The sequence below is a fragment of the Sphingobium sp. BS19 genome (genome assembly GCF_027925545.1).
Lineage (GTDB): Bacteria > Pseudomonadota > Alphaproteobacteria > Sphingomonadales > Sphingomonadaceae > Sphingobium.
This window is the reverse complement of sequence record NZ_BSEF01000009.1, coordinates 127,531-152,630: the sequence shown is the minus strand read 5'-3', so window position 1 is coordinate 152,630 and position 25,100 is coordinate 127,531. Positions and strand designations below refer to the sequence as shown.

Annotated in this window: 25 protein-coding genes and 1 tRNA gene; 8 read left to right on the top strand and 18 right to left on the bottom strand. The window is 60.9% G+C overall.

Going from position 1 to position 25,100, the window contains the following annotated elements; translation table 11 throughout:
- Nucleotides 1–17: 17 nt before the first annotated feature.
- The gene (locus tag QMG56_RS12350; RefSeq protein ID WP_281822777.1) at nucleotides 18–1,598 is read right to left on the bottom strand and encodes a lysine--tRNA ligase; all 1,581 of its coding nucleotides are present in this window, start codon (nucleotides 1,596–1,598) and stop codon (nucleotides 18–20) included.
- A 96-nt stretch (nucleotides 1,599–1,694) separates the two neighbouring features.
- On the opposite strand from QMG56_RS12350, the gene QMG56_RS12345 reads away from it, so the two are divergent.
- Both QMG56_RS12345 and QMG56_RS12340 read left to right on the top strand, forming a co-directional pair.
- Nucleotides 1,695–2,288: a hypothetical protein gene (locus QMG56_RS12345; protein WP_281822776.1), complete on the top strand. Its 594-nt coding sequence runs from the start codon at nucleotides 1,695–1,697 to the stop codon at nucleotides 2,286–2,288.
- Between the two features lie 73 nt (nucleotides 2,289–2,361).
- Entirely contained in the window at nucleotides 2,362–2,727 is a 366-nt protein-coding gene (locus tag QMG56_RS12340; protein ID WP_230188286.1) for a PilZ domain-containing protein, read from the top strand.
- Here QMG56_RS12340 and QMG56_RS12335 read toward each other — a convergent pair.
- Complete coding sequence (locus QMG56_RS12335; protein WP_281822775.1) at nucleotides 2,724–4,151, bottom strand: polysaccharide lyase 6 family protein; 1,428 nt, start codon at nucleotides 4,149–4,151, stop codon at nucleotides 2,724–2,726. The two genes, QMG56_RS12340 and QMG56_RS12335, sit on opposite strands and share 4 nt — an antisense overlap.
- 122 nt (nucleotides 4,152–4,273) lie before the next feature.
- Between QMG56_RS12335 and QMG56_RS12330 the strand changes: the two genes are divergently transcribed.
- Together QMG56_RS12330 and QMG56_RS12325 are read left to right on the top strand one after the other, a co-directional pair.
- The gene (locus QMG56_RS12330; protein ID WP_375713689.1) at nucleotides 4,274–7,024 is read left to right on the top strand and encodes an ATP-dependent DNA helicase; all 2,751 of its coding nucleotides are present in this window, start codon (nucleotides 4,274–4,276) and stop codon (nucleotides 7,022–7,024) included.
- Nucleotides 7,025–7,041: 17 nt separating this feature from the next.
- Nucleotides 7,042–7,584: a histidine phosphatase family protein gene (locus QMG56_RS12325; RefSeq protein WP_281822774.1), complete on the top strand. Its 543-nt coding sequence runs from the start codon at nucleotides 7,042–7,044 to the stop codon at nucleotides 7,582–7,584.
- Nucleotides 7,585–7,589: 5 nt separating this feature from the next.
- Here QMG56_RS12325 and QMG56_RS12320 read toward each other — a convergent pair whose 3' ends face one another.
- The 5 genes from QMG56_RS12320 to rpmF form a co-directional block, all read right to left on the bottom strand.
- On the bottom strand, nucleotides 7,590–7,985 hold the full coding sequence (locus QMG56_RS12320) for a MerR family transcriptional regulator (RefSeq protein WP_230188289.1): 396 nt from the start codon (nucleotides 7,983–7,985) through the stop codon (nucleotides 7,590–7,592).
- 46 nt (nucleotides 7,986–8,031) lie between these two features.
- On the bottom strand, nucleotides 8,032–8,328 hold the full coding sequence (locus QMG56_RS12315; RefSeq protein WP_281822773.1) for an integration host factor subunit alpha: 297 nt from the start codon (nucleotides 8,326–8,328) through the stop codon (nucleotides 8,032–8,034).
- 169 nt (nucleotides 8,329–8,497) lie between these two features.
- A complete protein-coding gene (locus QMG56_RS12310; protein ID WP_230188291.1) occupies nucleotides 8,498–9,466 on the bottom strand; it encodes a beta-ketoacyl-ACP synthase III in 969 nt (322 codons plus the stop codon).
- Nucleotides 9,463–10,551: a phosphate acyltransferase gene (gene plsX / locus QMG56_RS12305; RefSeq protein ID WP_375713688.1), complete on the bottom strand. Its 1,089-nt coding sequence runs from the start codon at nucleotides 10,549–10,551 to the stop codon at nucleotides 9,463–9,465. Before plsX ends, QMG56_RS12310 begins: the two co-directional genes overlap by 4 nt.
- 33 nt (nucleotides 10,552–10,584) lie before the next feature.
- Entirely contained in the window at nucleotides 10,585–10,764 is a 180-nt protein-coding gene (gene rpmF / locus QMG56_RS12300) for a 50S ribosomal protein L32 (RefSeq protein ID WP_230188292.1), read from the bottom strand.
- 233 nt (nucleotides 10,765–10,997) lie between these two features.
- Here rpmF and QMG56_RS12295 point away from each other — a divergent pair, with 233 nt between their 5' ends.
- On the top strand, nucleotides 10,998–11,429 hold the full coding sequence (locus tag QMG56_RS12295; RefSeq protein WP_281822772.1) for an MAPEG family protein: 432 nt from the start codon (nucleotides 10,998–11,000) through the stop codon (nucleotides 11,427–11,429).
- Between the two features lie 38 nt (nucleotides 11,430–11,467).
- Here QMG56_RS12295 and QMG56_RS12290 read toward each other — a convergent pair whose 3' ends face one another.
- Nucleotides 11,468–12,133 carry an MBL fold metallo-hydrolase gene (locus tag QMG56_RS12290; protein WP_281822771.1) on the bottom strand — a complete coding sequence of 222 codons (666 nt, stop codon included), beginning with the start codon at nucleotides 12,131–12,133 and terminating at the stop codon, nucleotides 11,468–11,470.
- Nucleotides 12,134–12,336: 203 nt separating this feature from the next.
- Here QMG56_RS12290 and QMG56_RS12285 point away from each other — a divergent pair, with 203 nt between their 5' ends.
- Nucleotides 12,337–13,488, top strand: a complete 1,152-nt coding sequence (locus QMG56_RS12285; RefSeq protein WP_281822770.1) for a hypothetical protein — start codon at nucleotides 12,337–12,339, stop codon at nucleotides 13,486–13,488.
- Nucleotides 13,489–13,539: 51 nt separating this feature from the next.
- Here QMG56_RS12285 and QMG56_RS12280 read toward each other — a convergent pair.
- From QMG56_RS12280 to dapB, 3 genes are all read right to left on the bottom strand, one after another.
- Nucleotides 13,540–13,616: transfer RNA gene (locus QMG56_RS12280), tRNA-Arg, on the bottom strand.
- A gap of 66 nt (nucleotides 13,617–13,682) precedes the next feature.
- Nucleotides 13,683–14,342, bottom strand: a complete 660-nt coding sequence (gene nth / locus QMG56_RS12275) for an endonuclease III (RefSeq protein ID WP_281822769.1) — start codon at nucleotides 14,340–14,342, stop codon at nucleotides 13,683–13,685.
- Nucleotides 14,343–14,349: 7 nt separating this feature from the next.
- Nucleotides 14,350–15,117, bottom strand: a complete 768-nt coding sequence (gene dapB, locus QMG56_RS12270; RefSeq protein ID WP_230188297.1) for a 4-hydroxy-tetrahydrodipicolinate reductase — start codon at nucleotides 15,115–15,117, stop codon at nucleotides 14,350–14,352.
- 40 nt (nucleotides 15,118–15,157) lie between these two features.
- On the opposite strand from dapB, the gene QMG56_RS12265 reads away from it, so the two are divergent.
- Complete coding sequence (locus tag QMG56_RS12265) at nucleotides 15,158–15,859, top strand: NAD-dependent deacylase (RefSeq protein ID WP_281822807.1); 702 nt, start codon at nucleotides 15,158–15,160, stop codon at nucleotides 15,857–15,859.
- On the opposite strand, the gene QMG56_RS12260 is transcribed toward QMG56_RS12265, so the two are convergent.
- From QMG56_RS12260 to QMG56_RS12250, 3 genes are read right to left on the bottom strand one after another with little or no spacing between them, the layout of a single operon-like run.
- Nucleotides 15,856–17,163: an MFS transporter gene (locus tag QMG56_RS12260; protein ID WP_281822806.1), complete on the bottom strand. Its 1,308-nt coding sequence runs from the start codon at nucleotides 17,161–17,163 to the stop codon at nucleotides 15,856–15,858. The genes QMG56_RS12265 and QMG56_RS12260 overlap by 4 nt on opposite strands.
- Before the next feature lie 56 nt (nucleotides 17,164–17,219).
- Nucleotides 17,220–17,681: a vgr related protein gene (locus tag QMG56_RS12255; RefSeq protein ID WP_281822768.1), complete on the bottom strand. Its 462-nt coding sequence runs from the start codon at nucleotides 17,679–17,681 to the stop codon at nucleotides 17,220–17,222.
- On the bottom strand, nucleotides 17,678–18,400 hold the full coding sequence (locus QMG56_RS12250) for a phosphatase PAP2 family protein (RefSeq protein ID WP_281822767.1): 723 nt from the start codon (nucleotides 18,398–18,400) through the stop codon (nucleotides 17,678–17,680). Before QMG56_RS12250 ends, QMG56_RS12255 begins: the two co-directional genes overlap by 4 nt.
- A gap of 185 nt (nucleotides 18,401–18,585) precedes the next feature.
- Here QMG56_RS12250 and QMG56_RS12245 point away from each other — a divergent pair, with 185 nt between their 5' ends.
- Entirely contained in the window at nucleotides 18,586–20,616 is a 2,031-nt protein-coding gene (locus QMG56_RS12245; protein WP_281822766.1) for a transglycosylase domain-containing protein, read from the top strand.
- Nucleotides 20,617–20,836: 220 nt separating this feature from the next.
- Here QMG56_RS12245 and rpmE read toward each other — a convergent pair whose 3' ends face one another.
- The 4 genes from rpmE to bamA all read right to left on the bottom strand — a co-directional run bounded on the left by rpmE (nucleotide 20,837) and on the right by bamA (nucleotide 25,079).
- Nucleotides 20,837–21,061, bottom strand: a complete 225-nt coding sequence (rpmE, locus tag QMG56_RS12240; protein ID WP_104953960.1) for a 50S ribosomal protein L31 — start codon at nucleotides 21,059–21,061, stop codon at nucleotides 20,837–20,839.
- 157 nt (nucleotides 21,062–21,218) lie between these two features.
- Nucleotides 21,219–21,704: a 3-hydroxyacyl-ACP dehydratase FabZ gene (gene fabZ / locus QMG56_RS12235; RefSeq protein WP_230188302.1), complete on the bottom strand. Its 486-nt coding sequence runs from the start codon at nucleotides 21,702–21,704 to the stop codon at nucleotides 21,219–21,221.
- Nucleotides 21,705–21,717: 13 nt separating this feature from the next.
- Entirely contained in the window at nucleotides 21,718–22,380 is a 663-nt protein-coding gene (locus QMG56_RS12230; protein WP_281822765.1) for an OmpH family outer membrane protein, read from the bottom strand.
- Nucleotides 22,380–25,079, bottom strand: coding sequence for an outer membrane protein assembly factor BamA (gene bamA, locus QMG56_RS12225; protein WP_230188304.1), 2,700 nt, complete (start codon nucleotides 25,077–25,079; stop codon nucleotides 22,380–22,382). The genes QMG56_RS12230 and bamA overlap by 1 nt, the downstream gene beginning before the upstream one ends.
- Nucleotides 25,080–25,100 lie beyond the last annotated feature (21 nt).

The following is a 25,100-nucleotide window of genomic DNA, read 5'->3' as shown; positions in this document are numbered from 1 at the left end:
TACGAAGATGCGTTGATTCACGCGTAAAGTGCTTCTCCGATTAACTTACGGCTGTTTTCAATGCCATAGAGCGCGATAAAACTTCCCATGCGCGGACCCTGATCCGCACCCAACAACGTCTGATACAGCGCCTTGAACCAGTCGCGCAGCTCGGCGAAGCCATAATGCTCCTCCTTACCGATGGCATAGACGATGTTCTGGATGTCCTCCGCCGTTGCATCGGCAGGCAGATCGGCCAGTTCGGCGTCCAGTTGCCGCAGCGCAGCGGCTTCGTTCTCCGTAGGCGCGCGACGCTTTAGCGTGGGCGCTACGAAATCGCGGTGATAGGCAAGGGCATGCCCGATCAGCGCGTCCAGGTCCGGGTGCGTTTCAGGTGAAGCGTCGGGTACGTAATTCTGTAGATAAGCCCATACCTGTTCGGGCTGGGCTTCACCCATCACCCCAACGAGATTGAGCAGCAATCCGAACGTGACCGGCAGCGTGCCTTCCGGCGGTTGGCCATTGTGAATGTGGTGCACCGGATTGCCCAGCCGCTGTTCGATCGCCTGCCCCGCATAGTTGCCGCGGAACTGCCAATATTCGTCCACCGCGCGGGGGATGACGCCCATGTGCAACGACTTGGCCTTTTTCGGCTCACGATAGGCGTAGAACGCCAGACTTTCCTGCGGGCCATAGGTCAACCACTGTTCGAGGCTCAAGCCGTTGCCCTTCGACTTGGAAATCTTCTCGCCATTTTCATCGAGGAACATTTCATAGTTGAAGCCTTCGGGCGGGCGGGCGCCCAGCGCGCGGGCGATCTTGGACGACTGTGTGACGGAGTCGATCAGATCCTTCCCCGCCATTTCATAGTCGACGCCAAGAGCGACCCAGCGCATCGCCCAATCGACCTTCCACTGCAGCTTTGCGCCGCCCGACAGGACGGACTGTTCGATGGTTTCGCCTTCATCCTCGAACCGGACCATGCCGGTTTCCGCGTCGACGACTTCGACGGGAACCTGCAGGACAATGCCGCTCTTCCGACTGATCGGCAAGATCGGCGAGTAGGTCAGCTGCCGTTCCTTGCGGAGCGTGGGCAGCATGATGTCCATGATCGCCTGATAATGACGCAGGACATTGCGCAGCGCGTCGTCGAACTTGCCGCCGCGATAATAGTCGGTCGAGGAGGCGAACTCATATTCGAAACCGAAGCTGTCGAGGAAGGCGCGCAACGTGGCGTTGTTGTGATGCGCGAAGCTCTCATGACAACCGAATGGGTCGGGAATCTGCGTCAGCGGCTTGCCCAGATGTTCGCGGAGCATGTCGCCATTGGGGACATTGTCCGGCACCTTGCGCAGACCGTCCATATCGTCGCTGAAGGCGATCAGGCGCGTGGGAATGTCCGACAGTGCATGAAACGCATTACGCACCATCGTCGTGCGCAACACTTCGTTGAACGTGCCGATATGCGGCAGGCCCGACGGACCGTATCCCGTTTCGAACAGCACATAGCCCTTTTCCGGCGCGCCATTGGGATAGCGCTTCAGCAGCTTGCGCGCTTCTTCATAGGGCCAGGCCTTGGAGGCAAGAGCGGCATCGCGCAGGGAAAGCGGTTCGGTCATGGAGGTTCCGTGGATCAGCGTTGGACGCTCCCCTTAGCGGCAACTGGGCCAGTCTTTAAGCCTTTTTCCAGCATTGTTTCGATAGAATGACTCGGTATGGAAACATCCGCTTCTTCCACGGCCTATGGCTTGACCGCCGCGCTCAATGGCGAACTTGCGGCAGGCGAGCGTTTGTTGTGGAGCGCATCGCCCGATCCGCGCCGATTGAAAGCAGCATTCAGCATGTGGCTCTTCGCGGTGCCCTGGACAGTCTTTTCGCTCGTCTGGACGGGGCTTGCGGCTGCGCCGTGGCTTTCCGGGCCTCCCAATGACGCGATGGGATGGGGGTTCGGCATCGCATTCCCGTTGTTCGGTATACCCTTCATCCTCGTAGGGCTATGGATGCTGAACAAGCCGTTGCATATTCGCAAAGAGGCTGCATCGACCATCTACGGGCTGACCAATCGGCGGCTGATCCGGATCATATTGGGCAAGACGCGCCAGACGGATTTCGTCCAGCTCGATCATATGGGGCCAGTGAGCTGCCTCGCTGCGGAGGAAGGTTGGGGAACGCTTACGGTGCAGACCGGGAGCCATGTGGATAGCGACGGCGATCGCGTGACGGACAGCTTCGTCATTGCGGGGGTGCCACAGGTCGAAAAGCTCCGGCGCCTGTTAATCGAATGCCTGGAAAAAAATCATAGGGAATGAACGCGTTTACTCGTTCTGTTTGCGAAACGTTAACTACATTTGGAGATAATCATGGCATAAAGGAGGCTGTGCCATGCAGGCGAAACGCGGTCGGGTGCGAGTGTCGGTGGACATTCCGGTGACGATTACCACGGTTCTGGACTCTCAGGACGCGACAGTAACCAACCTGAGCGAATCCGGCGCGCAGGTGCGCGGAAGCACTTTGCCCAAAGGCACGGATTTTCAGCTCGATTGCGAGGGCCACACGACCTTTGCCAAGGTGATGTGGATTAGCGAAGGCGACTGCATGGGCGTGCGCTTTCCCTTCGACCTACAAAGCGGGCCGCTATACCAAGCCCTGGAATATGCACAGTCAAACCGCAGACATCGGCGTGGTATGCCGCCCGCCAGCTTGTCCGAATCGGTGCCCGTTTATGCGGGGTTCGGGCGGCGGCGTTAGTTTTTTGCCGCCGCGCTTTTATACCAGCTCACACCAACCTCACTCCGCGCAACGGGTGCCAGATCGCGCGGTGCGCCGAACGATTTATCGGCAGCGTCCGCAAGGTAGAGCAGCCCGTTTGCAGCGCGCGCTAGCGTCACAGGTTTCGCCGCCATAGTCGCTGCCAGATCAGCGGGTGCCTCGCTCAAGCGGTTGTCGATAAAGGCTATTCCGGCCGTTTCCGTTCCGACGGTAAAGGGGCTGACCCCATCCTTGCCCACCACCAGATTGTGCGTGAACGTCGTGCGCGTCGGTGAGACGCCGCGCTTGTCCCCTGCCCCCGCGCCAATGGCAACCTGCGCTGAGTCGATGATGCTGTTGCGTTCGATCAGCGTGTCCGTCACGGGGGAATAGCCGTTGAGCGGCGGGTTCTTTGCGCCGTTCATGATGGCGATCGCGGCATAGAAATCGGTGCCGGTCACACCTTCGATATAATTGTCCCGCACGATGTGCCGCGCATTGATAATACGGATGCCCCCCGTCTCGGGCTTGCCCTTACCCAGGATGACATTGCGTTCCACGACATTGCCGTCGCCATGGCGCAAGACGATGGAACCCTGCGACGCGACGATGACGTTACGCCGGATAATATTGCCGCCGGATTTGATCGAGATGATCTCCGCCTCACCGTCGCACTCCTCAAAGTAATTCTCTTCGATCACCGTCTTCGAATCCGACCGCGACAAATCGCTGGTGCCGACGCGGATCGTTTCGCCGCCATTGCTGCCCAGCGGCGGGCGGTGGCCGAAATAATTGTGATCGATGCGGTGGCGATCCGGCATAGGTTGCGGGTCGTCACGGATCACCGCCAGCGTGACGCCCCGGCTTGCCTTACCGACGATGTGCGAATGATCGACGCGATTGTCGTGACCGTACAGCGCGATCCAGTTTTCGCCTTCCTCCGGATCGGGCTGGCTGAAATTGTCGATCACGATTTCCGTGACGCGGGAATTGGAGGCGACGACGCCTTGCTTGCGGCGGAACGATATAAGATCGGAATCGGCGCTATAGCCATTGCGGAACACAAGGCCCGACACGACGAGATACTCGCCCGCCAGACGCAAATTCGACCGTCCGGACAGAATCACCGCCCCCTTCGTCTGCGCGCGCAGGGTGACGGGCTTGGCGGCGGTGCCATGCGCTTCGAAGATCAGTTCAGCATTCTTCCAGTCGCCATTGGCTAGAGTGACGATGTCGCCAGGCGCGAGCGTAGCTGCCAGCTTTTCGTATTCCGGCATATTGTGCACGAGATATTCGCGCGACGCGGTGGGGCTGACGCAACTGGCAAGCATCAGGAAGGTAGCGACGGCTTTGGGGACGGCGAAGAACCCTTCTGTCCCGAATCGCTGCACGCGCGACATTTGCGGATATTTGCGTTTTCTCACATGTGCCGTCTAACAGTTCGGTCAGCGATCGGCCAGCGGCAAGGCGCAGTTGACTGTTCTTTTGTTAGGCAATGTCGGTAAAAGCAGTTTCCCCTTTGTTCTCTCTCCCCTAGACAGACGAAGTGAATCCTTCGCTGCCCTCCCCGCTTGCCTATCCCGCGCTCCATGCCAGCCACGGCGGCATATGGTTGCGCGAGGGGGGAGAAACACGCGGCATATCGAAGGGCGAAGCCGTGGGACGCACGGCGGAGACGCCGGTGTTGCTGCTGAACGGTCCATTGGCGGGACAGCGGCTGGGCTATGCCGATCTCAATGGTCTCGACCTGCTGGAATTATGGGCGTTCGTGCATCCGGCACGCTTTGTGGTGCCGACCGCCAAAGGACTGGCCGAAGCGTTGCGCCTGCCTGCGCCTGCCACCGAAGCGGACATACCCGCGCTGATCCATGCGATTGCCGAGCGCCTGATCGCGCAACTTTCGGCAAGCGACTGGGCTGAGCGCGAAGGGGCGTGGACATCGGCGCAATCGCTGTACCGGCTGCGCTGGCCATGGGCGCAATTGGTCACGCCCCATTTGGCGACACCCCAGGAAGCGGAGCGCTGGCTGTTTTCCAAGCTGCCCGAATGGGAGGAAACTGCCCCCCGCCCTGCCCCGCGCACCATCAGCCTGAACGGCGACAAGGTGCTGGAGCGGCTCGACATGTTGACGGGGCATGGCGCCGAAACCCGCCCCGGCCAGCGCGCCTATGCCGAAAATGCCGCCGCCAGCTTCGCACCACGCGCGATGCGGGATCAGCCCAATATGCTGCTCGCCGAAGCAGGGACCGGGATCGGCAAAACCTTGGGCTATCTCGCGCCCGCATCGCTCTGGTCCGCAGAGGCAGGCGGCGCGGTGTGGATATCGACCTATACCAAGGCGCTGCAACGGCAACTGGACCGCGAGACGATCCGGCTGTTTCCTGACGCGGAGACGCGCAAGCGGCGCGTGGTCGTGCGCAAGGGGCGGGAAAATTATCTCTGCCTCCTCAATCTTGAAGACGCATTGCAGGGCGGCTTTGCGGGACGTGCGGCGGTGCTGGCGCAACTGGTGGCGCGCTGGGCGGCGTTCACCAAGGATGGCGACATGGTGGGCGGCGACCTGCCCGGATGGCTGCCGACATTGTTCCGGCGCAATGGATCGACCGCGCTGACCGACCGGCGCGGCGAGTGCATCTACGCAGGATGCCCACATTACCGCAAATGCTTCATCGAGCGAGCATCGCGGGCATCGGCGGAAGCGGACATCGTTATCGCCAATCATGCGCTGGTGATGATCAACGCGGCGCGCGGGCGGGAAACGGGCAACCAGCCGCAGCGGATCATTTTTGATGAAGGCCATCACCTGTTCGATGCCGCCGATTCGACCTTCGCTGCCTTGCTGTCTGGGCAGGAAGCCATCGAGCTGCGACGCTGGGTGATCGGGCCGGAAGGTTCCTCGCGCGGAAGGCGGCGCGGTCTGGCCGCGCGGCTGTCCGATGTGGCGAGCTATGATGCCGAAGGTGCGCTGGCGATTGAAGCGGCTCGCCATGCGGCGCAGGCGCTTCCGGGCGACGAATGGCTCAAGCGGGTGGTGGCGGGCGATCCGTTCGGGCCGGTCGAGGCTTTGCTCGCGGCGGTGCGGGGCACGGTATATGCGCGGGCGGCAGAGAGCGGCAAGGACGCCGACGCGGGATATGGGCTGGAAACCGAACTGGCCGAGCCAGATGGCGCGCTGGTCGAAGCGGCGCAGGCCGCAGCGGAGGCTCTGGACGCTTTGCTCCGTCCGCTGACGCATCTGGGCAAAAGGCTGGAAGCGGTAGTGCAGGATCCGCCCGATTGGCTCGACGGACAGGCGCGCGCTCGGATCGAAGGGGCCATCGCGTCGCTGGGCTGGCGATGCGATCTGGTGGCGGCGTGGCTGGCGCTACTATCGCGCATTGGGGGGCCGGCGGACCCCGATTTCGTCGATTGGCTGGCGGTCGATCGCTATGAAGGACGCGAGTTCGACATCGGCATCCATCGCCACTGGCTCGACCCTACCAAGCCGCTGGCGTCCGCAGTGCTGAAACCCGCCCATGGCGTGATCGTGACATCGGCTACGCTGAAAGGCGGCGGCGACTGGAATCTGGCGGAAGCGCGTAGTGGCACGTTACACCTCTCCCGCCCCGCCGCGCGGTTCGAGGCTGTCAGTCCGTTCGATTACCCTACGCAAGCCGAAGTCCTTGTCGTCACCGATATCAAGCGAGGCGATATCGCCGCGATGTCAGGCGCTTATGCGCGGCTGATCGAAGCGGCGCAGGGCGGGACGCTTGGGCTGTTTACGGCGATCCGTCGGTTGCGCGCGGTCCATGCGCGGATCGCCGACCGGCTGGCACGCGCGGGATTGCCGTTGTTCGCGCAGCATGTAGATCCGATGGACACGGGCACTTTGGTCGATATTTTCCGCGACGATCCGCGCGCTTCGCTGCTCGGCACCGATGCCCTGCGCGACGGTGTCGATGTGCCGGGCGATTCGCTGCGGCTGGTGGTGATGGAGGGCGTCCCCTGGCCAAAACCAACAGTGCTGCACAGCGCGCGCAAGCTGGCAGGCGGCGGAAGCCGTTACGACGATGCGCTGATCCGCGCGCGACTGGCGCAGGCCTTCGGACGGCTGATCCGCCGCGCGAGCGACCGGGGGTGTTTCGTGATCCTGTCTGCCGCCATGCCCAGCCGTTTGCTGTCGGCGTTTCCCGAAGGCGTCGCGATCCGTAGGGTCACTCTGGACGAAGCGATCATCGCGGTCAGTCGACTTTCTGTGCCTGACGCACTTGGCGCGGCGGCAACTTTGGTGCATCACGATGGCGCAGGTTCAGCCTGAGCAGCGGTGGAGATAGAATGAAGCGTCTGACCCTGTTGCGCCATGCCAAATCGGGCTGGGACGATCCGGTGAAGCGCGACTTCGACCGACCGCTTAACGAGCGCGGTGAGCGTGCCGCGACGCTGATGGGCCGTTTTGCGAAGAAGGAAGGGATGGCATTCGACGTTCTGGTCGCATCGCCTGCCGTGCGAGTGGTGGAAACACTCGACCATTTCCTCGACAGCTATGGCCAGGCGATCGAGACATTGTGGGACCGACGGATTTATCTCGCATCCTCCGCGGCGCTTATCGATGTGCTCCATGCGATGCCGGATAGTGCCGGCAGCGTATTAATGGCAGGGCATAACCCGGGTCTGGAAGACCTCATCCTTGACCTGGTGCCGGACGATGGCAGCAATCCATTGCGCGACGAGGTGGAAGAGAAATTTCCGACCGCCAGCCTTGCAACCCTGGAATTCGCAGTAGACCATTGGAAGGATGCCGACGCGAAAAACGCGACACTGGTAGCGTTCGTCCGCCCCCGCGATCTCGATGCGGCACTCGGGCCTGAAGTGCACTAAACCGATCAGGCAAGCGAGGCGGCGAGTTTCTCTCTTATTGCTTCGAGACGCGCGATTAACGTCGCGTCGGCCAATGCGGCAACAGGCATTGGCGCTTCATCTGCTGAACTGGGCCGTACCGGTGTCGGTTCGGCGACAGCCGCGACCCTGTTAGGGTCCACATCCACCAAAGCCTTTTGCGCGCCGCGCACGGTAAACCCTTCGACATTCAACAGTCGATGAATCTCCCGCGCCAAAGCTACATCGGAAGGCCGATAATAGCGGCGGTTGCCGGATCGCTGGAGCGGGCGCAATTGGGGAAAGCGCGTTTCCCAATAGCGCAGGATATGCTGCGGCAAGCCTAGCTCGGTCGACAATTCACCGATCGTCAGAAATGCCCCATCCGCTTTCATGACAATCATGTTGCACCCAGCAAGGGCCCAACGTCAACCATTTAGCCGCAGATGCTTAGCCGCGTGCGATGCGTTCCCGCATGGTCTGGCTCGCCCGGAACGTCAGCACCCGGCGCGGTGCGATCGGCACTTCAACCCCGGTCTTGGGGTTACGGCCCACCCGCTCATTCTTGTCCCGCAGGACAAACGTGCCAAAGCTTGAAATCTTGACATTCTCGCCATTGGCAAGCGCTTCACACATTAGGCGCAGGATCGTTTCAACCATAGAGGCCGATTCCGCGCGCGATAGTCCAATCTGTCGATTCAGCGATTCTGCCAAATCGGCGCGCGTCAACGTTGCATTGTTCGTCATCAAATCCCCACCCGATGCAAACCCAAGGTCATTTCGATCCCGTGCCGAAACAACTCAAGGTCGATCTGCCTGATTACACGGGATTTTGCAAGCTGTACGAGCGAACAACAACAACGATTTCGGACCGAATGTACCGTTACGATACGATCCCGGTCCTGACCGAGTCAGATCACACGCGCAGCACGCAGGCTCCCCATGTAAAACCGCCACCCATCGCCTCCAACACGATGAGATCGCCTTGCTTTATGCGCCCGTCCCGCACGGCCACGTCCAGCGCGAGCGGCACCGATGCCGCCGATGTATTCGCGTGACGATCCACGGTCATCACGACCTTTTCCGCCGGCAGGCCCAGCTTCCGCGCAGTGGCATCCAGAATGCGGGCGTTGGCCTGATGCGGCACGACCCAATCCACGTCTGCGGAGGTCAGGCCGACCTGATCCAATGTTTCGCCCATCACCGACGCCAGGTTGACGACGGCATGGCGGAACACTTCCTTGCCCTTCATGCGCAGCTTGCCGACCGTGCCGGTGGTCGACACGCCACCGTCGACATACAGCATGTCGTTATAGCGGCCATCGGCATGCAGCTTGGTGGCGAGGATGCCGCGATGGCCCTCGGCGGTTTCTTCGGCGCCCAGTACGATGGCGCCTGCCCCGTCGCCAAACAGAACGCAGGTGCCGCGATCTTCCCAGTCGAGAATGCGGCTGAACGTTTCCGATCCGATCACCAGCGCTTTGTGCGCGGTGCCGCCGCGGATCATGCTGTCGGCAACCGACATGGCGTACAGAAAGCCCGAACAGACCGCCGCCAGATCGAAGGCGATGCAGTCATTGATACCCAATGCCGCCTGAACGATGGTCGCGGTTGCCGGAAATGTCTGGTCGGGAGTCGCCGTCGCCAGCACGATCAGGTCGATCTCGCGGGCATCGATGCCCGCCGCCGCCAGTGCATTGCGTGCGGCCTCGGTCGCCAGAGTACCGGTCGTCTCACCGTCCGCAGCAAGGTGACGGTTGCGGATGCCCGTACGTTCCACGATCCATTCGTCAGTCGTATCCACCGTCTGCGCAAGTTCTGCATTGCTGACGGCGCGAGGCGGCAGGGCGGAGCCCGTGCCAAGCAGAACGGAACGGCGAATCATTTTGCAGACTGCTCCATGGGCGGCGTCGCCCCTTTACGGCCACCGGCACTTTTGGCGTCAGCCGCAAGCGTACCGATATTGGCCAGATCGTCGGCGATGCGACGTGTAATGTCTTCTTCCAGCAGCCGCGCGGCCACGTGGACGGCGTTGGCTACGCCCTTTTCATTGGCGCTGCCGTGGCTTTTCACGACCACGCCGTTGAGGCCAAGAAACACCGCGCCGTTGTGATTGTTCGGATCGAGATGATGCTTGAGAAGATGCATTGCAGGCTTCGAAATCAGGAAACCGATTTTTGAGCGAATCGAACTGGTAAAAGCATTGCGCAAAACATCGGTGACGAAGCGCGCCGTGCCTTCGATCGTCTTGAGCGCGATGTTCCCCGCAAATCCCTCAGTCACCACGACGTCGGTATCGCCGCGATTGATCTTGTCGCCTTCGATAAAGCCGTCGAACGACATGGGCAGCGCCGTCGCAGCGCGCAATTGCGCAGCGGCATCGCGAATCTCGTCGGTACCTTTCAGCTCCTCGGTGCCGATATTGAGCAAGCGGACACGCGGCCGCTCAAGATCGAGTACGGTGCGTGCATAGGCGGCGCCCATCACTGCGAACTGCACCAGATTGCGGGCATCGCATTCGGTGTTCGCGCCAAGGTCGAGCATGACGACATCATTGTCGCCCAATGTGGGGAGCAACGCCGCCAGCGCGGGCCGGTCGATCCCCGGCATGGTGCGCAGCGCCAGTTTCGCCATTGCCATCAGCGCGCCGGTGTTGCCGGCGGACACGGCAGCCCCTGCCTTGCCTTCCTTCACCGCCTGAATAGCCAGCGCCATGGAGCTGTCTTTCTTGCGGATCGCCTGACTGGGCTTGTCCGATCCATCGACGACGTTTGGCGCGTGCACCACTTCGGATGCCGCGCGCAGATTCGGATGGTTTTCGAGGGCTGCGACAATCTGCGCTTCATCGCCAAACAGCGTGAAACGCAAGCCGTCATGACGTCGGCGGGCCAAAGCGGCGCCCGCGATCATCACGCGAACGCCCTCGTCTCCGCCCATCGCGTCAATGGCGATTCGCGGATACTGGCTCACTGAAATCCCCCTGAAACGGAGAGGTGTGGGTGCTTACGCGCCGACCGCGATGACTTCGCGACCGTTATAGTGGCCGCAGGCGTTGCACAGATTGTGCGGACGCTTCAGCTCACCACAATTGGAGCATTCCTGGTAAGCTTCAACCTTCAGCGTATCGTGGCTGCGACGCATACCACGCTTTGAAGGGGACGTTTTCCTCTTTGGGACAGCCATGCGGCACCTGTTTCCGTATATTAATGTCAGTGCGAACGGCCGGAACGCTTGGAAGATGCTGACGGCCAATCGAGCCGCAGACCCATGCGGCCCGGAATATCGCGAAGCCCTGCGCCTATACCGCTTTTTGGATCGGGTGCAAGAGATTCCTTGCTTGGCATATACGCGATATGTGCCTTGCCGTGAAGAACCCGGCGGGGCAAGGTTGCCGCTCACTACCGGGGGATTCCACGATGTTCTTACCAATTACGCTGACGTTCGCAGCGGCGGCGGCTCTTATCAACCTGTGGCTGGCGATGCGTATCGGCCGCATCCGCATGGCGGAAAAGGTGCTGCATGGCGATGGCGGCAACAGCCCGCTGAGCAAGCGGATGCGCGCGCAGTCCAACTATGTCGAATATACGCCGTTCGTGCTGATTCTGACCGGCCTGGTCGAAATGGCGCTGGGTAGCGCGACATGGCTGTGGGCGACGGTTGCCGCCTATTTGGTCGCGCGGATTCTTCATGCGTTCGGCATGGATTCGGATACCCCGGCCAAGACGCGGATGATCGGCATCTTGGTCACGTTCGTAGTGATTATCGCGCTGTCGATTGCGGCGCTCTACGCCGTGTACATCGGCATGGGCGAAGGCATGGCGACCGAACCGCTCAGCGCGACGGCTTAAGGTCCGCGCCGTTCTCCTGCTTTCGCAGGAGAACAGAATCAGCCCGCAACACCCGTCACCTGATCGGCGACATAGGGATTGGTCCGGCGTTCATGGGCAAAGGTGCTCATCTGACCGTGGCCGGGGACGAACGCCGTCTCCCCGCCCAGCGGCCATAGCCGCCCGGTAATCGCGTCGATCAGATCCTGATGATTGCCCATCGGGAAGTCGGTGCGCCCGATGGAGCCCTGAAACAGCACGTCGCCAACGATGGCGAGCTTCGACGGGGCGTGGTGGAACACGACATGGCCGGGCGTGTGCCCGGGGCAGTGATAGACATCGAACGTCAATTCGCCGACCGTCACCTGATCGCCATTGACCAGCCAGCGGTCCGGCTCAAACACCTTGCCGTTGATGCCGTAATTGCGGCCATCATCCTCCAGCCGCGAAATCCAGAAGCGATCCGCTTCATGCGGCCCCTCGATCGGCACGCCCAGTTCCTTCGCCAGCGTGCCTGCTTCGCCGCAATGGTCGATATGGCCGTGGGTGACGAGGATCTTCTCGATCGTGACATTGTGCTGCGCCGCGGCAGCCTTCAACCGGTCCAGATCGCCCCCCGGATCAACAAACGCCCCCTTGTTGGTCGCCGTGCACCAAAGCAGCGTACAATTCTGCTGGAGCGGCGTGACAGGAACGAGAACGGCTTTTAGCGGAGGCGTGGTCATGCGGGAGATGTGGCGCAGCGCGGTGGGATGCGCAAGGGTGGGTGGGGGTTGCTGATAGAACCCCTGCAATTTATCGCCATTCACACGGGAGTTGGAGACCGCTACAAGCGCACAGTGTTCGAGCATCGCATTGTAATGCCATTTCGCAGTATAAGCGTACGAATTGCTGGTTGTTCTTTTCGCTTTGACGGGTCTGCTTATATATGAGCGATACACAACGACACTATGCTACGGATGAAATGGTAAAGCGGATCAATGCATCTGGACGGACTCTCTCGGCCGCTCAGTACGTTTACTATTATGAAGAAGCATTCGATCCGTTTTATGCCGTCGTTCGTGAAGCGAGTTGGATCATGGATGCAATTCCAACCATACTAGAAATTCGCGGAACTCTTAAATTTGCCGTCGTCGGCGGCTCAACTTCGCCATTTCAAGTATCCTCCATTGGCGATGATACATTTGTCATAATGATTGACGAAAGAGCCTTTTATGGGCTCATGAAATTATCTCTTAGAATACAATCGCTCCCACCCTTAGCTAATCTTATTAAGAATGAAGAGAAAAGTCAACCGCTAGATTACCAGAATAAATTTCTCTTGGACATAACTAAGGACATTGTTTTTCACTATGAAGATGCATCTGATTTAATCAGCGGGAAAGCGCATAGGTCGGTATATCAGGCAGCTATAACCTATATTTTAGGGCACGAGATAGCGCATGTCGCTCATCGGCACTTAGAGTTCCTGCAGTCGAATGAATTTCCGCAGTTCTGCGTAGACGACACAGACAGAGCGCTAACTCTTAGAACTTTAGAAATGGATGCCGACAGTTCAGCAACGTCAAGCGTCGTCGATGTATTTGAACGGTTTGCCAAAGCACTCGAATATTCAAGCGCAACGCGCGGTGGCATTGAAAAAACGCTCCTTCTTAGAAAGCATTACGTTCTCGGAGCCTATATCGCCTTAATCTACCTAGACACTTTGACCCTAAATTATAGCCCTACCACTCATCCTATCAGCTATGCGCGATTTCTTACAACCTCGGGTGTGTTCCAACGTATTTTTAGACAGCACGATCCGGAAGCGGTAAATATTCCGGAAGAAATGCGGAAAGCTGTAATCGAAGTATTCGTGCAGCTTAGTGGTAGCCTCGAAAGCCTTGGCTATCCAATGGCTTCAAATGTTCTAGTTTCTAATGGGGAGGATCATCAAGTGGCGCTTTATGACGCCCTTGGGATAGCGATTGGGCTAGAACAATTAGCGCCGCTACATAGTCGCTGGGCAAGATTACTACCATATTTGGCAGCATTTCGACGCGGAGGTAAATTAGCTCCAGCTTCAGCGAAGCCAATTTAACCATCGTGTAGGCCCAGCCCTACCCGCCTACAAAGCATAACAGCTATCTAATGGTGCACCCGACAGGATTCGAACCTGTGGCCTCTGCCTTCGGAGGGCAGCGCTCTATCCAGCTGAGCTACGGGTGCTTCGGCGTATGCCGTGGGGTCGCTTAGCAAAGGCTATGCGACAGCGCCAGCGGCAAAATGCGTGGATTATGGTCGGGCGGGCTTTTGTGCGGGTTCGGGGGTCTTGGACTTGAAACGGCACAGGTCGACCACCGGGCAGCGCCAACATTCAGGCTTGCGCGCCTTGCAGATATAGCGGCCGTGCAGGATCAGCCAGTGATGCGCGTCGCGGCGGAAGGGTGCGGGCGTCTGCCGGTCGAGCTTGTCCTCCACCGCGACGACCGTCTTTCCCGGCGCGAGTCCGGTGCGATTGCCGACGCGGAAGATGTGGGTGTCTACCGCGAAAGTCTCTGCGCCGAACGCGGTGTTCATCACGACATTGGCGGTCTTGCGCCCGACACCCGGGAGCGTCGTCAGCAGGTCGCGGTCCTGCGGCACTTGGCCCCCAAAATCGCGCACCAGTATTTCGGACAGGGCGATAACGTTCTTCGCCTTGGCATTGAACAGGCCGATGGTCTTGATGTGCTGCTTGAGGCCGTCCTCGCCCAGCGCAACCATCTGCGCGGGCGTTTCGACCTGTTGGAACAGCAGCTTGGTCGCCTTGTTCACGCCGACGTCGGTGGACTGCGCGGACAAGGTGACGGCGACCAGCAACTGATAGTCGTTGCCATAGGCGAGTTCAGTCTGCGGCGCGGGATTGGCCTCCGCCAGCCGCCGGTAAAATTCGAAGATGTCAGCCTTTTTCATGCGCGCGTTACAGGCCCAGCACGCTCTTCATATCGTAGCGCCCTGCCGGTTGTCCTTCGAGCCAGAGCGCAGCCTTGATCGCGCCGCGGGCAAAGATGCTGCGGTTTTCGGCGCGGTGGCCGATTTCGATGCGTTCGCCTTCGGTCGCGAAGATCACCTGATGGTCGCCCGCCACCGATCCACCACGCAGCGCCGCAAAGCCGATGCTGCCCGCCGCGCGCGCGCCGGTAATGCCGTCGCGACCGCTGACCTTGCTGTCGGCAAGGGCAACGCCCCTGCCCTGCGCGGCTGCTTCGCCAAGGAGGAGCGCGGTGCCGGAGGGCGCATCGACTTTGTGGCGATGGTGCATCTCGACGATCTCTATGTCCCAATCGTCGCCCAGGCGCCGCGCCGCATCCTCGACCAGCGCTGCGAGCAAGTTGACGCCCAGCGAGGTATTGCCGGTTTGCAGCACCGCGATCTGCGTCGCGGCCTGATCGATCAGCGCGTGATGCACGTCTTCCAGCCCCGTGGTGCCGATCACGATAGGACGCCGCGCCGCGATGCACGCGTCGAGATGCTCGCCCAGCGCAGAGGGGGAGGAGAAGTCGATCAGCACGCTGCTGACTTCGGCCAGCGCAAGAGAGTCGCTGCCGATGGCGATGCCGGGCGCGATCTCTCCGCTAACGCCCACGCGATCCACGCCGCCCGCAATGCCGACGCCGGCTTCGCCCGCCGCCAGCGCAATCGCCTGCCCCATGCGGCCCGTCGCGCCGTAAATGCCAATCGCGGTCATTGCTGTTGCGCCCCTGCTGCTATCCTGCTTCGATGCGCGGATGCCAGACATTCGCAACATTGTCATCCTTACCGGCGCGGGAATTTCCGCCGAGAGCGGGCTTGCGACCTTTCGCGGGCCGGATGGGCTGTGGGAAGGGCATCGGGTGGAAGATGTCTGCACGCCCGAGGCGCTGGCCCACAATCCGGCACTAGTCCATCGTTTCTATGACGAGCGGCGGGCGAAGCTGGCGGAGGTAGTGCCCAATCCCGCGCATGATGCGCTGGCGGCGCTGGACCATGCGTGGCCGGGGGAATTGCTGATCGTGACGCAGAATGTGGACGATCTGCATGAGCGGGCGGGCGCGAGTCGGTTGCTGCACATGCACGGGGAATTGATGTCGGCGCTGTGCGCGGCCTGTGGCGCGTCGAAGCCGTGGCATGATCCGATGCCGCCGGAAACACACTGCCCCTTCTGCGAAGCGCCCAGCCTGCGCCCCGACATCGTGTTCTTCGGCGAGATGCCGTATGAGATGGAGCGGATAGACGCGGCGTTGCGGGAGGCTGACCTGTTCGTGTCCATCGGCACGTCGGGCGCGGTCTATCCTGCCGCCGGGTTCGTGCAGACGGCGCGCCATGTGGGAGCGCATACGCTGGAACTGAACCTCGATCCGTCGGCCGGTAGCATCTATTTCCACGAAACGCGGATCGGTGCGGCAAGCGCGCTGGTGCCGCAATGGGTGGACGAGATACTGGCGCTTTAATCCAGATCGCGGTCGATCAGGCTGTGGCGGCGGGTGTCGCGCATCCAGAGGTACGACACCAGCGACAGGCCGATCATGCCGGTGACATACCAGTAGAAGGTCGATTCCATCCCGATATCCTTGAGATAGAAAGCGACATATTCCGCCGTGCCGCCGAACAGCGCATTGGCGATGGCATAGGGTAGCGCAACGCCCAGCGCGCGGATGCTGGCGGGGAACAGCTCCGCCTTCACGACTGCGTTGATCGCGGTGTAACCGCTGACTATGGTCAGCGCGAAGAGGACGAGGAAGAACGCTTCGACCGGGCTGCGGACGGTTTCGAGCGACCGGAATATCCACACCGTCGCCAGCAAACCCGACACGCCAAAACCGATCATGATGGGTCGCCGCCCGATCCTGTCGGACAACGCGCCGACCAGCGGTTGCAGACACATATAGACGAACAGCGCGCAGGCCATGATGCCGGTGGCGGCTTCGCGGCTGAAACCCGATGTGTTGACCAGGAATTTCTGCATGTAAGTCGAGTACGCATAGAAGGCGAGCGTGCCGCCGGCCGTCAGCGCGATCACCAGCAGCGCCTGCCCCGGATAGAGCCGGAAGAGCGTGAACATGCCCGATTTGGGGCCGTCATTATCCTTGGTCGCCTGAAAGGATTGCGTTTCCATCAGGCGACGGCGCAGGTACAGGACGCTGATCGCCAGCGCCCCGCCAATGAAGAACGGGATGCGCCAGCCCCACGATTCAAGCGTCGCTTCGCTCATCGTCGCTTGCAACAGGATGAGCACGCCGAGCGCCAGCAATTGCCCCATGATGAGCGTGACATATTGGAAGCTGGAGAAGAACCCGCGATTCTTCTGGCTCGCCATTTCGGAAAGATAGGTCGCACTGGCCCCATATTCGCCACCGACGCTCAACCCCTGCATCAGCCGTGCAAGGATCAGCAACGCGGGCGACCAGTAACCAATCTGCGCGTAGCTGGGTGCGACCGCGATCAGCAGCGAACCGCCGCACATCAGACCGATGGAAAGCGTCAACCCGGACTTGCGCCCATGCCGGTCGGCATAGACGCCCATGATCCACGCACCGATGGGGCGCATCAGGAATCCGACGGCAAAGACGGCAGCGGTATTAAGCAACTGCGCAGTCTGATCTCCCTTGGGAAAGAAGATCGGCGCGAAATAGAGCGCGAAGGCGGAATAGACGTACCAGTCGTACCATTCGACCAGATTGCCCGCCGAACCCCCGAATATCGCGAACAGGCGATTGCGTTGGGATATCGGTTGCACGGAAGCGGGGTGGGTCATGACTGTCCTTTGGCCGATGGTGCGTGCCCCCTCTTCGACCGGATCGCGGCGGCGGGTCAACCTGTTCCGAACGGCAATATGCTTTCCAGCGTTTCGCGCGGTGGCGCGCCGGGCACTCTCACGCCATGACGCATCAGGAACACATGGCGCACGATCTCTGCCTGCTGTTCCAGCCCATAGCGGTCCAGCGTCCAGCCCGGTTTGATCGTGTAACTGTAGCGGCAGAAGGGGTGGCGCTTGAGGATCAGGTTCACGCCGCGCTGATGCTGCCACACATGCACCAGTTCGTGGATCAGATGCCCCTGCATCCCCAGGTTATTGCTACCGAAGCAGTCGCAATAGCTGTCGCCCTTGTGATGAAAATGGATGGAGCCACGCGGGGCCATGGTGACGCCGCGCGGCTGGAACGGCCACCATGCGCGGTTATAGATTCGGACCGGGTCGAGATCGATCGCGCCGCCGAAGATGCTGGCGGCCATTGCGCGTTCCGGCGCGGTCAAGGTGCGGCCTTCGCTCATGCCTGTGTCGCTCCCTCCAGCGTGTGTCGCCGCTGCAACCGTTGCGCCACGAGCGACATGAGCAACGCCCAGCTCGCACCGGCAGCCCATCCCGCCAGCACGTCGCTCGGCCAGTGGACGCCGAGATAGACGCGCGACGCGCCGATGACGAGCGCCAGCGCGATGGCCACGGACAGGATATAGATACGGACGGCGCGGCGCGGCTGGGTCCGGGCCAACATCGCGCCCAGCGTCAGATAGACGATAGCCGCGTTCATGGCGTGACCGCTCGGGAAGCTGGTGGAATGCACATCGACCAGATGGGGCACGATGTCGGGGCGCGGTCGGTCGAACAGCCCTTTCAGGACATTGTTGAGGATCTCGCCCCCACCTATCGCCAGCACCACGAACAGTGCCATCGCCCGATAGCGCGCGACGGCCAAAAAGCCGACGACCAGAAGCGTTATGAGCGTCCGCACCGTCCATCCGCCCAACGCCGTGATGTCGCGCATCACGGTGAGTAGCCATGGCGGGCCGATGGGTATCGCGAGGTTGGCGGGATTGCGTAGCGCTTCAATAATGTGCCGGTCGAGCGCCATGGTGTCGCCTTCCATCACTTCCGAAGCGATCTTGCCGAAGATGAATAAGCCGACACATGAAAACAGAAAAACGATGAGCAGCCGCGCGTCGATGCGCAGTTTTCCGCGTCCTGTCGCCTTTGCCTGGTCCACTGTCGTCATCTCCCGCATTCTCTGATCCCGCTTTCGCATAGCCGCACCCATAGCGATACGCCCAACGCACGTCGGATAGATTGGATCATGATGCGGTTAGGCGTGGATTATCCCTCTGGCAGACGCTATCGCCCAATCAGGCAGATCGGAAGGCTTGACTGTATGATTCATATAATACAGTTTGTTCCGACCCTATGACGCCCTTCCCCGAACCCCTGCCCACCGGCACGCCGCCGCCCGCTTCCAACTTTGGTCGCGGACCGCCCAGCAGCTTCACGCCTACGCCCTTACGTAAGAAGATGAAGATTCTCGGCTGGATAATGGCCGGGATGCTGGCGGTGTTCATGATATTGGTGGCGTGGCTGGCGATCACCGCGCCGCTGTCCCGCTCGCTCAAACCCATTGCCCCGCCCAGCATCACGCTGCTGTCCGCCGATGGTCAGGTGATCGCGCGCAAGGGCGCGATCATCGACAAGCCGGTGACGATCGCGGAACTGCCCGCGCACGTGCCGCAGGCGTTCATGGCGATCGAGGATCGGCGTTTTTACAGTCACTGGGGCATCGATCCGCGCGGCATTGCGCGCGCCATGTGGCACAATATCTGGTCGGATGGCGCATCGCAGGGCGGCAGCACGATCACTCAGCAGCTTGCCAAGGGCGTGTTCCTCAACAGCGACCGCACCGCCAGCCGCAAATTGCGTGAGGCGCTGATTTCGCTGTGGCTGGAGGCGTGGCTGACGAAGGATCAGATCCTCGAACGCTATCTGTCGAACGTGTATTTCGGCGACAATGTCTATGGTCTGCGCGCCGCGGCCCTCCATTATTTCAACCGCCGTCCCGACCGGCTGACCATTCCACAGGCCGCGATGCTGGCGGGGCTGCTCAAGGCGCCCTCCCGTCTCGCGCCCACCTCCAACCTGTCCGGCGCGCGGGATCGCGCGGCGCTGGTGATGCAGGCTATGGTCGAGGCTGGCTATATCAGCCAGTCGGAAAAGGACGCGCTGCGCCCTGCCCGCCTCGACGTGCAGTCCAGTGCTTCGGCAACGACAGGCACCTATTTCGCGGACTGGGTGCTGCCCGAAGCGCGCGACCGCGCCGGGGCCGTCTATGGCGCGCAGGAAATCACGACTACGCTGGACGCCAAGGTGCAGAAGCAGGCCGAAGCCGCCGTGCGCCGTGCGCCGCTGGGCAAGGCGCAGATCGCCTTGGTCACGATGAAGACCGACGGCACCGTCGTCGCAATGGTGGGCGGCAAAAGTTACAAGGACAGCGCCTTCAACCGCGCCGTGCAGGCAAAGCGTCAGCCCGGATCGACCTTCAAGCTGTTCGTCTATCTCGCTGCTTTCCGCGCAGGCATGACACCCGAAGACATGATCGACGACACGCCGATTACCGAAGGCGAATATCGCCCCGCCAACCACGACGGGCGCTATCGCGGGCGGATAACCTTGCGGCAGGCCTTTGCCGTGTCGAGCAATGTCGCCGCCGTCCGGCTGGCGCAGCAGGTCGGCATCCGCAACGTCATCAAGGTGGCGCGCGATCTGGGCATCACCAGCCCCATTCAGGAGAATCTCTCTTCCGCGCTCGGCACGTCCGAAGTGACGATATTGGAACTGACGCAGGCCTATGCCGCCGTCGCGGCGGGGGCGTATCCGGTCGAGGCGCATGGCCTGCCGCCCGAAGAGCGTAGCTGGGTCGCGTCGATCATCGACCGGCAGAAATCGTTCAGCAGCGATCAGTTGGACATGATCCGCGACCTGCTCTCATCCGCCGCCAATCGTGGCACGGGCAGCGCGGCGGCCTTGCGCACCAGCACCTTTGGCAAGACCGGCACGACGCAGGACAATCGCGATGCGATCTTCGTGGGCTATGCGGGCGGGCTGGTGACGGCAGTGTGGGTCGGGAATGACGACAACAGCCCCCTGCCCGGCTTTGCGGGCGGTGGCGTGCCCGCGCGCGTGTGGCGCGATTTCATGGCACAGGCCATCGACGAGCCGGCCGCAGAAGTCGCCGAGCCTGAGAATGCGGCGGACCTCGTGAACGCCATCGCTAATGTGAGCGTCGCGACCGAGATCGGCAATGTGAACATCGGCATCGGACCGGACGGGGTCAATCTGGGCATCGATCCTGCCGCGCCGCAGGAGCCGGATGCGCCGGAGCCTACTCCGGCCCCGCGCATCGCACCGACACAGCCGGTAGAGAATCGCCCGCCGCCCGCGCAGTAGCGATATGTTCCTCCCCTTTTGGGGGAGGATACGAAGACTTGGCCGCAGGCCTAGTCGTAGTTGGAGAGGGATCGGAGCTATCGACAGGGTAGAACCGCTCTCCAAGTTCCGGTATCCAGCAAGCTGGCAACTTCCACTATCCTCTCCCGATGGGCGAGGAGAAACAGCAACAAAAAAGGGCGCCTCGCAGGCGCCCTTTTCCATACCGATGATCCGGTGCTTACTTCTTGAGCGTAAGGCCGCCGAAACGCTTGTTGAAGCGTGCAACCTGGCCGCCCTGATCGAGCTGACGCGTACCGCCGGTCCAGGCCGGATGCGACTTGGGATCGATATCCAGCGCCAGCGTATCGCCTTCCTTGCCCCAGGTGGAGCGGGTGCGATAGGTGGTGCCATCGGTCATCTGGACGGTGATGAAGTGGTAATCGGGATGCGTATCGGTCTTCATGGGTAATGCTCCGGTGATGGCCGGTTCCGACCGGCCTTTGGATGCGTGAAACTCTTGCGAAGGCGCGCGGTTAGCGGTTCTTCGGCGAAAAGGCAATATCTGTGTGGTTGCGGGCTACCGAATTGTTCCCCGGCGAAGGCCGGGGAACCAAGCCGTACTACTTAGGCGGGTCGGCGATCATTGCAGTGCAATGCGCTTCGGCCATCAACTTGCCGTCCGACATGGCTTTGCCCGTGAACTTGCAGATTGACCCGCGCAGCGTCGTGAATTCGACATGGATGTCGAGCAGGCAGCCCGGCTCCACCGGCGCACGGAATTTCGCGCCGTCGATGGCCATGAAATAAACGAGCTTGCCGGTTCCGGCGAGGCCCATCGATTCCACAGCCAGCACGCCCGCCGCCTGCGCAATCGCTTCGACGATCAATACGCCCGGCATAATCGGCCGTTCGGGGAAATGCCCCGCAAAGAACGGCTCGTTGATCGTCACCGCCTTGATCGCGTGGATGCTCTTGTGCGGCACCATGGCGACGACGCGGTCGATCAGCAGCATCGGGAACCGATGCGGCAGGGCCGCCATGACCCCCCGGATATCCAGGGGGCCAAGCGTTACCGGCGTTTCAACGCCAGGCGTAGTGTCCGTCATTCAGATCGACCGATCAGCGCGACGTCGGCTTCTGCGCCGGGTTCTGCGGTGCAGCGGCTGCAGGAGCAGGTGCGCCCTGACCGCGCTGCGCAGGCTGCCAACCGGCGGGCGGCGTGATGCCGACGCTGGGGACGAGCGCATTCAGTTCGGTCACGACAGCCGCGGTGATGTCCACGGTTGGCTGATAGGATACGGTCGCTTCCGGCGAGAGAACGAGATCGACCTTAGCCTTAGTCATCGCGGCCTTCAGCGCGTCGGACAGCTTGGCTGTGATCTGCTGTTCGACATAGGCGTTCGCCAGACCGATGGGCTGGCCCAAACGCTGCAGTTCCGCCTGATAGGTCTGGGTCTGCTGCTGATACTGCTCATATTGCGTCTGCAAAGCGGGGGTCGGCTTGCCGCCAGCCGCGTTGATGGCGGTCTGCAAGGCTTCGCCCTTGGTCTTCAGATCGGCGTCGATCGCAGTCTTGCGCGCATTGAAGGCATCGATCTGCGCCTTGTACGTGGTGTTCATCTGGGTACGTGCAGTGGTGTAGGCAGTGCTGGTGGCAACGGCCTGCTCCAGATTGGCGACGGCAACGCCAGCCTTCGACTGAGCGGCGGCAGGCGTGGTCGCCAGTGCAATCGCTGTCATCGGCGCGAACGCGAATGCGGCAGCTTTAAAAATATTCTTCATCAGAATTGAGTCCCTACGTTGAAAGTAATGAGTTTGTCGTTGTCCCCTGTTTCCTTCAGCAGCGCCTTCGCAATATCGATGCGGAAGGGGCCGAACGGCGAGTTCCAGTTTACACCGAAGCCGACCGAGAGGCGTGGCTTGAGCGTGTCGCCGGTGTAGATTTCCTCGAAACCGGACCGGTCGAGATAATCCGTATTCGCGTAACCCGCAGGGCACACCCCTGGCGAAACTGCGTTTGCCGATTTTCCCGGGACAGTTGCGGTGGCCTGTACGGCGCACGTACCGGCAAAATTGGTGAGGATGGGGTTCTTGATGCCGGCCACGGCGCCAACATCGACATATACCGATGGGCGCAGTCCCAGTTCTCTGGCGCCCGACCCAAGCGGAATTTCCACTTCACCGCGCGCCATATAATATATCTTGCCACCCAATGCATCGTCGGTGAAGCCGTTGCGGCTCGTGTCGCGAACGTATTTGCCGCTGCCGTCCGATGCCAGATAATAGCGCAAGACGCGCGGACCGATGCCGCGAATGGCAAATCCGCGCATCTGCGGTTCGCCCAAGAAGAAACGATCGGTCAGACGAACGCGCTCGATTTCGACAGGCGTAGCACCTGTGTTATCGAAGCGCGCGCCTTCCAGAGAATGAATATAGCCGCCTTCGGCAGTCAGGCTGGCGATGAAGCCGCTGCCGATGTTGAAATGCTTGCTGCCCGCAAGGCGCGTCTTCACATATTTCACGCTGCCGCCCAGCCCAGCAATGTCCTGACTGAGCGTGAGGCTCTGCCCGCGCGTCGGGCGGATGCGATTGTCGCGATTGTCGAATATAAGCGAATAGCCGATGGACGAAGTCGTTCGCTTTCCGATGGCATCGCACAGATACCGGCCGGCCTGCCGGGAGTCGCAGAAATCGGTATCGCTGTTGCCGCGGATGCCGTCGCCGTTGTTATCGGAGAAAAATGTGCCGCGGGCCAGCGTCACATTGTCGAGGCTCACCCCATAACGCAGCGCCAGTGACATATATTCGGTCAGCGGCACACCTGCTCGAAGCTGGAAGCCGGTGCTGGTCTGCTGATAAGTCGTATTACGGTCGTTGTTGAGACCATATTGGAAGCTGTTCAGATCGCGGCGGAAGATGTCGCCACCCACGGCGATGTTCTTGTCGAGCAGATACGGCTCGGTAAAGCCGACTTCCACCGACTTGGAATAGGCCGAATAATTGACGCTGGTGCGCAGTTCCTGGCCCTTGCCGCGGAAGTTGCGCTGCGTGATCGAGCCGGAAATGATGAAGCGTTCAAGGCTGGAATAGCCCGCCGACAGCGACAGTTCGCCGGTCGATTTTTCTTCGACATTGGTTTCCAGAATGATGCGGTCGGGCGTGGAACCCGGCTTCTGTTCGATATCCAGCTTTTCCTGGAAGAAACCGAGCGAATTGATGCGGTCCTTCGACCGCTTGACCGCGAAGCTGTTGAACGCGTCGCCTTCCGCCACGCGGAATTCGCGGCGCACGACCTTGTCCTGCGTCAGCGTGTTGCCGTTGATGTCGATCCGCTCGACATAGACGCGCGGCGCATTGCCGATGCGGAACGTGATCCCCATCGTCAGGTCTTCCTTGCTCCGGTTGAAATCCGGAGACACGTCGGCAAAGGCATAGCCGAACAGACCGGCAGTTTCGTTCAGATTGTCGACGGTATCCTCGACCTTCTTCGCGTCGTACCAGTCGCCCTTCTTCATCGGCAGCAGCTTGGTCAGCGAATCGCCGGACAGATCGCGAATGTCGCTTTCCACCTTCACGTCGCCGAACTTGTAGCGCTCACCTTCTTCCACCACATAGGTGATGATGAAGTCCTGCTTGTCGGGCGTCAGTTCGGCCACGGCGGAAATAACGCGGAAATCGGCATAGCCGTTGGTCAGGTAGAATTGGCGCAGCTTCTGCTGGTCATAGGCAAGCCGATCGGGATCGTAGCTGGTGCCTGAAGAGAACAAGCGGAACCAGCGTGCAGCCTTGGTCGCCATTTCGCCTTGCAGGCGGCCGTCCTTGAACTTCTCATTGCCGATGATGTTGATCTGGCGAACCTTGGACTTTGGCCCCTCGGTAATTTCGAAGACGATATCGACGCGGTTCTGATCGAGCTGCACCATCTTCGGTTCGATCGTTGCTGCAAAGCGGCCCTGACGGCGATACAGTTCGATGATGCGGGCAACGTCGGCGCGGACCTTCGACCGGGTATAGATCTGGCGCGGCGCCAGCTTGATTTCCGGCCGAATCTTGTCTTCCTTCAGCCGCTTGTTGCCTTCCAGCACGATGCGGTTGATGACCGGGTTTTCCTTGACCTCGATGGTCAACGTGCCGTTGTCGTCGCGGATCTGCACATCGGCGAACAATTCCGTTTCGAACAGGTCACGCAGCGCCTGATCCAGAGTTTCGCGCGTATAGGGCTGGCCGACGCGCAGCTTTGTGTAGGAAAGGATCGTGTCCGATTCCAGACGCTGCTGCCCGGTGATGTTGATTGCCTTGACCGGCGCAGCGATCTGCGCCGCCGGGGGCGTCGCTGGCGCGGCAGCAGGCGCAGTGGGGGCACGGGTCTGCGCGGAGGCAGGCAATCCGGCCAGCATCGTTCCCGTCAACAGAGCGACCAGCGCCATGCGCTTCGCCGCCGGCCTGTCGAAATTGCTGCTTTTGGTCGCTGTCACCCGCATCACCCTTGAAATAAAGTCACG

What these genes read in the sequence shown, in the direction of transcription:
- QMG56_RS12250 (WP_281822767.1), bottom strand. Translation starts at nt 18,400, where the DNA reads ATGACGACAGTGGACCAGGCAAAGGCGACAGGACGCGGAAAACTGCGC.
- dapB (WP_230188297.1), bottom strand. Translation starts at nt 15,117, where the DNA reads ATGACCGCGATTGGCATTTACGGCGCGACGGGCCGCATGGGGCAGGCG.
- QMG56_RS12315 (WP_281822773.1), bottom strand. Translation starts at nt 8,328, where the DNA reads ATGACGAACAATGCAACGTTGACGCGCGCCGATTTGGCAGAATCGCTG.
- QMG56_RS12320 (WP_230188289.1), bottom strand. Translation starts at nt 7,985, where the DNA reads ATGATTGTCATGAAAGCGGATGGGGCATTTCTGACGATCGGTGAATTG.
- fabZ (WP_230188302.1), bottom strand. Translation starts at nt 21,704, where the DNA reads ATGACGGACACTACGCCTGGCGTTGAAACGCCGGTAACGCTTGGCCCC.
- QMG56_RS12290 (WP_281822771.1), bottom strand. Translation starts at nt 12,133, where the DNA reads ATGACCACGCCTCCGCTAAAAGCCGTTCTCGTTCCTGTCACGCCGCTC.
- QMG56_RS12265 (WP_281822807.1), top strand. Translation starts at nt 15,158, where the DNA reads ATGCCAGACATTCGCAACATTGTCATCCTTACCGGCGCGGGAATTTCC.
- QMG56_RS12345 (WP_281822776.1), top strand. Translation starts at nt 1,695, where the DNA reads ATGGAAACATCCGCTTCTTCCACGGCCTATGGCTTGACCGCCGCGCTC.
- nth (WP_281822769.1), bottom strand. Translation starts at nt 14,342, where the DNA reads ATGAAAAAGGCTGACATCTTCGAATTTTACCGGCGGCTGGCGGAGGCC.
- QMG56_RS12295 (WP_281822772.1), top strand. Translation starts at nt 10,998, where the DNA reads ATGTTCTTACCAATTACGCTGACGTTCGCAGCGGCGGCGGCTCTTATC.
- QMG56_RS12310 (WP_230188291.1), bottom strand. Translation starts at nt 9,466, where the DNA reads ATGATTCGCCGTTCCGTTCTGCTTGGCACGGGCTCCGCCCTGCCGCCT.
- QMG56_RS12255 (WP_281822768.1), bottom strand. Translation starts at nt 17,681, where the DNA reads ATGAGCGAAGGCCGCACCTTGACCGCGCCGGAACGCGCAATGGCCGCC.
- QMG56_RS12350 (WP_281822777.1), bottom strand. Translation starts at nt 1,598, where the DNA reads ATGACCGAACCGCTTTCCCTGCGCGATGCCGCTCTTGCCTCCAAGGCC.
- QMG56_RS12260 (WP_281822806.1), bottom strand. Translation starts at nt 17,163, where the DNA reads ATGACCCACCCCGCTTCCGTGCAACCGATATCCCAACGCAATCGCCTG.
- QMG56_RS12285 (WP_281822770.1), top strand. Translation starts at nt 12,337, where the DNA reads ATGAGCGATACACAACGACACTATGCTACGGATGAAATGGTAAAGCGG.
- QMG56_RS12230 (WP_281822765.1), bottom strand. Translation starts at nt 22,380, where the DNA reads ATGAAGAATATTTTTAAAGCTGCCGCATTCGCGTTCGCGCCGATGACA.
- rpmF (WP_230188292.1), bottom strand. Translation starts at nt 10,764, where the DNA reads ATGGCTGTCCCAAAGAGGAAAACGTCCCCTTCAAAGCGTGGTATGCGT.
- rpmE (WP_104953960.1), bottom strand. Translation starts at nt 21,061, where the DNA reads ATGAAGACCGATACGCATCCCGATTACCACTTCATCACCGTCCAGATG.
- bamA (WP_230188304.1), bottom strand. Translation starts at nt 25,079, where the DNA reads ATGCGGGTGACAGCGACCAAAAGCAGCAATTTCGACAGGCCGGCGGCG.
- QMG56_RS12245 (WP_281822766.1), top strand. Translation starts at nt 18,586, where the DNA reads ATGACGCCCTTCCCCGAACCCCTGCCCACCGGCACGCCGCCGCCCGCT.
- QMG56_RS12325 (WP_281822774.1), top strand. Translation starts at nt 7,042, where the DNA reads ATGAAGCGTCTGACCCTGTTGCGCCATGCCAAATCGGGCTGGGACGAT.
- QMG56_RS12340 (WP_230188286.1), top strand. Translation starts at nt 2,362, where the DNA reads ATGCAGGCGAAACGCGGTCGGGTGCGAGTGTCGGTGGACATTCCGGTG.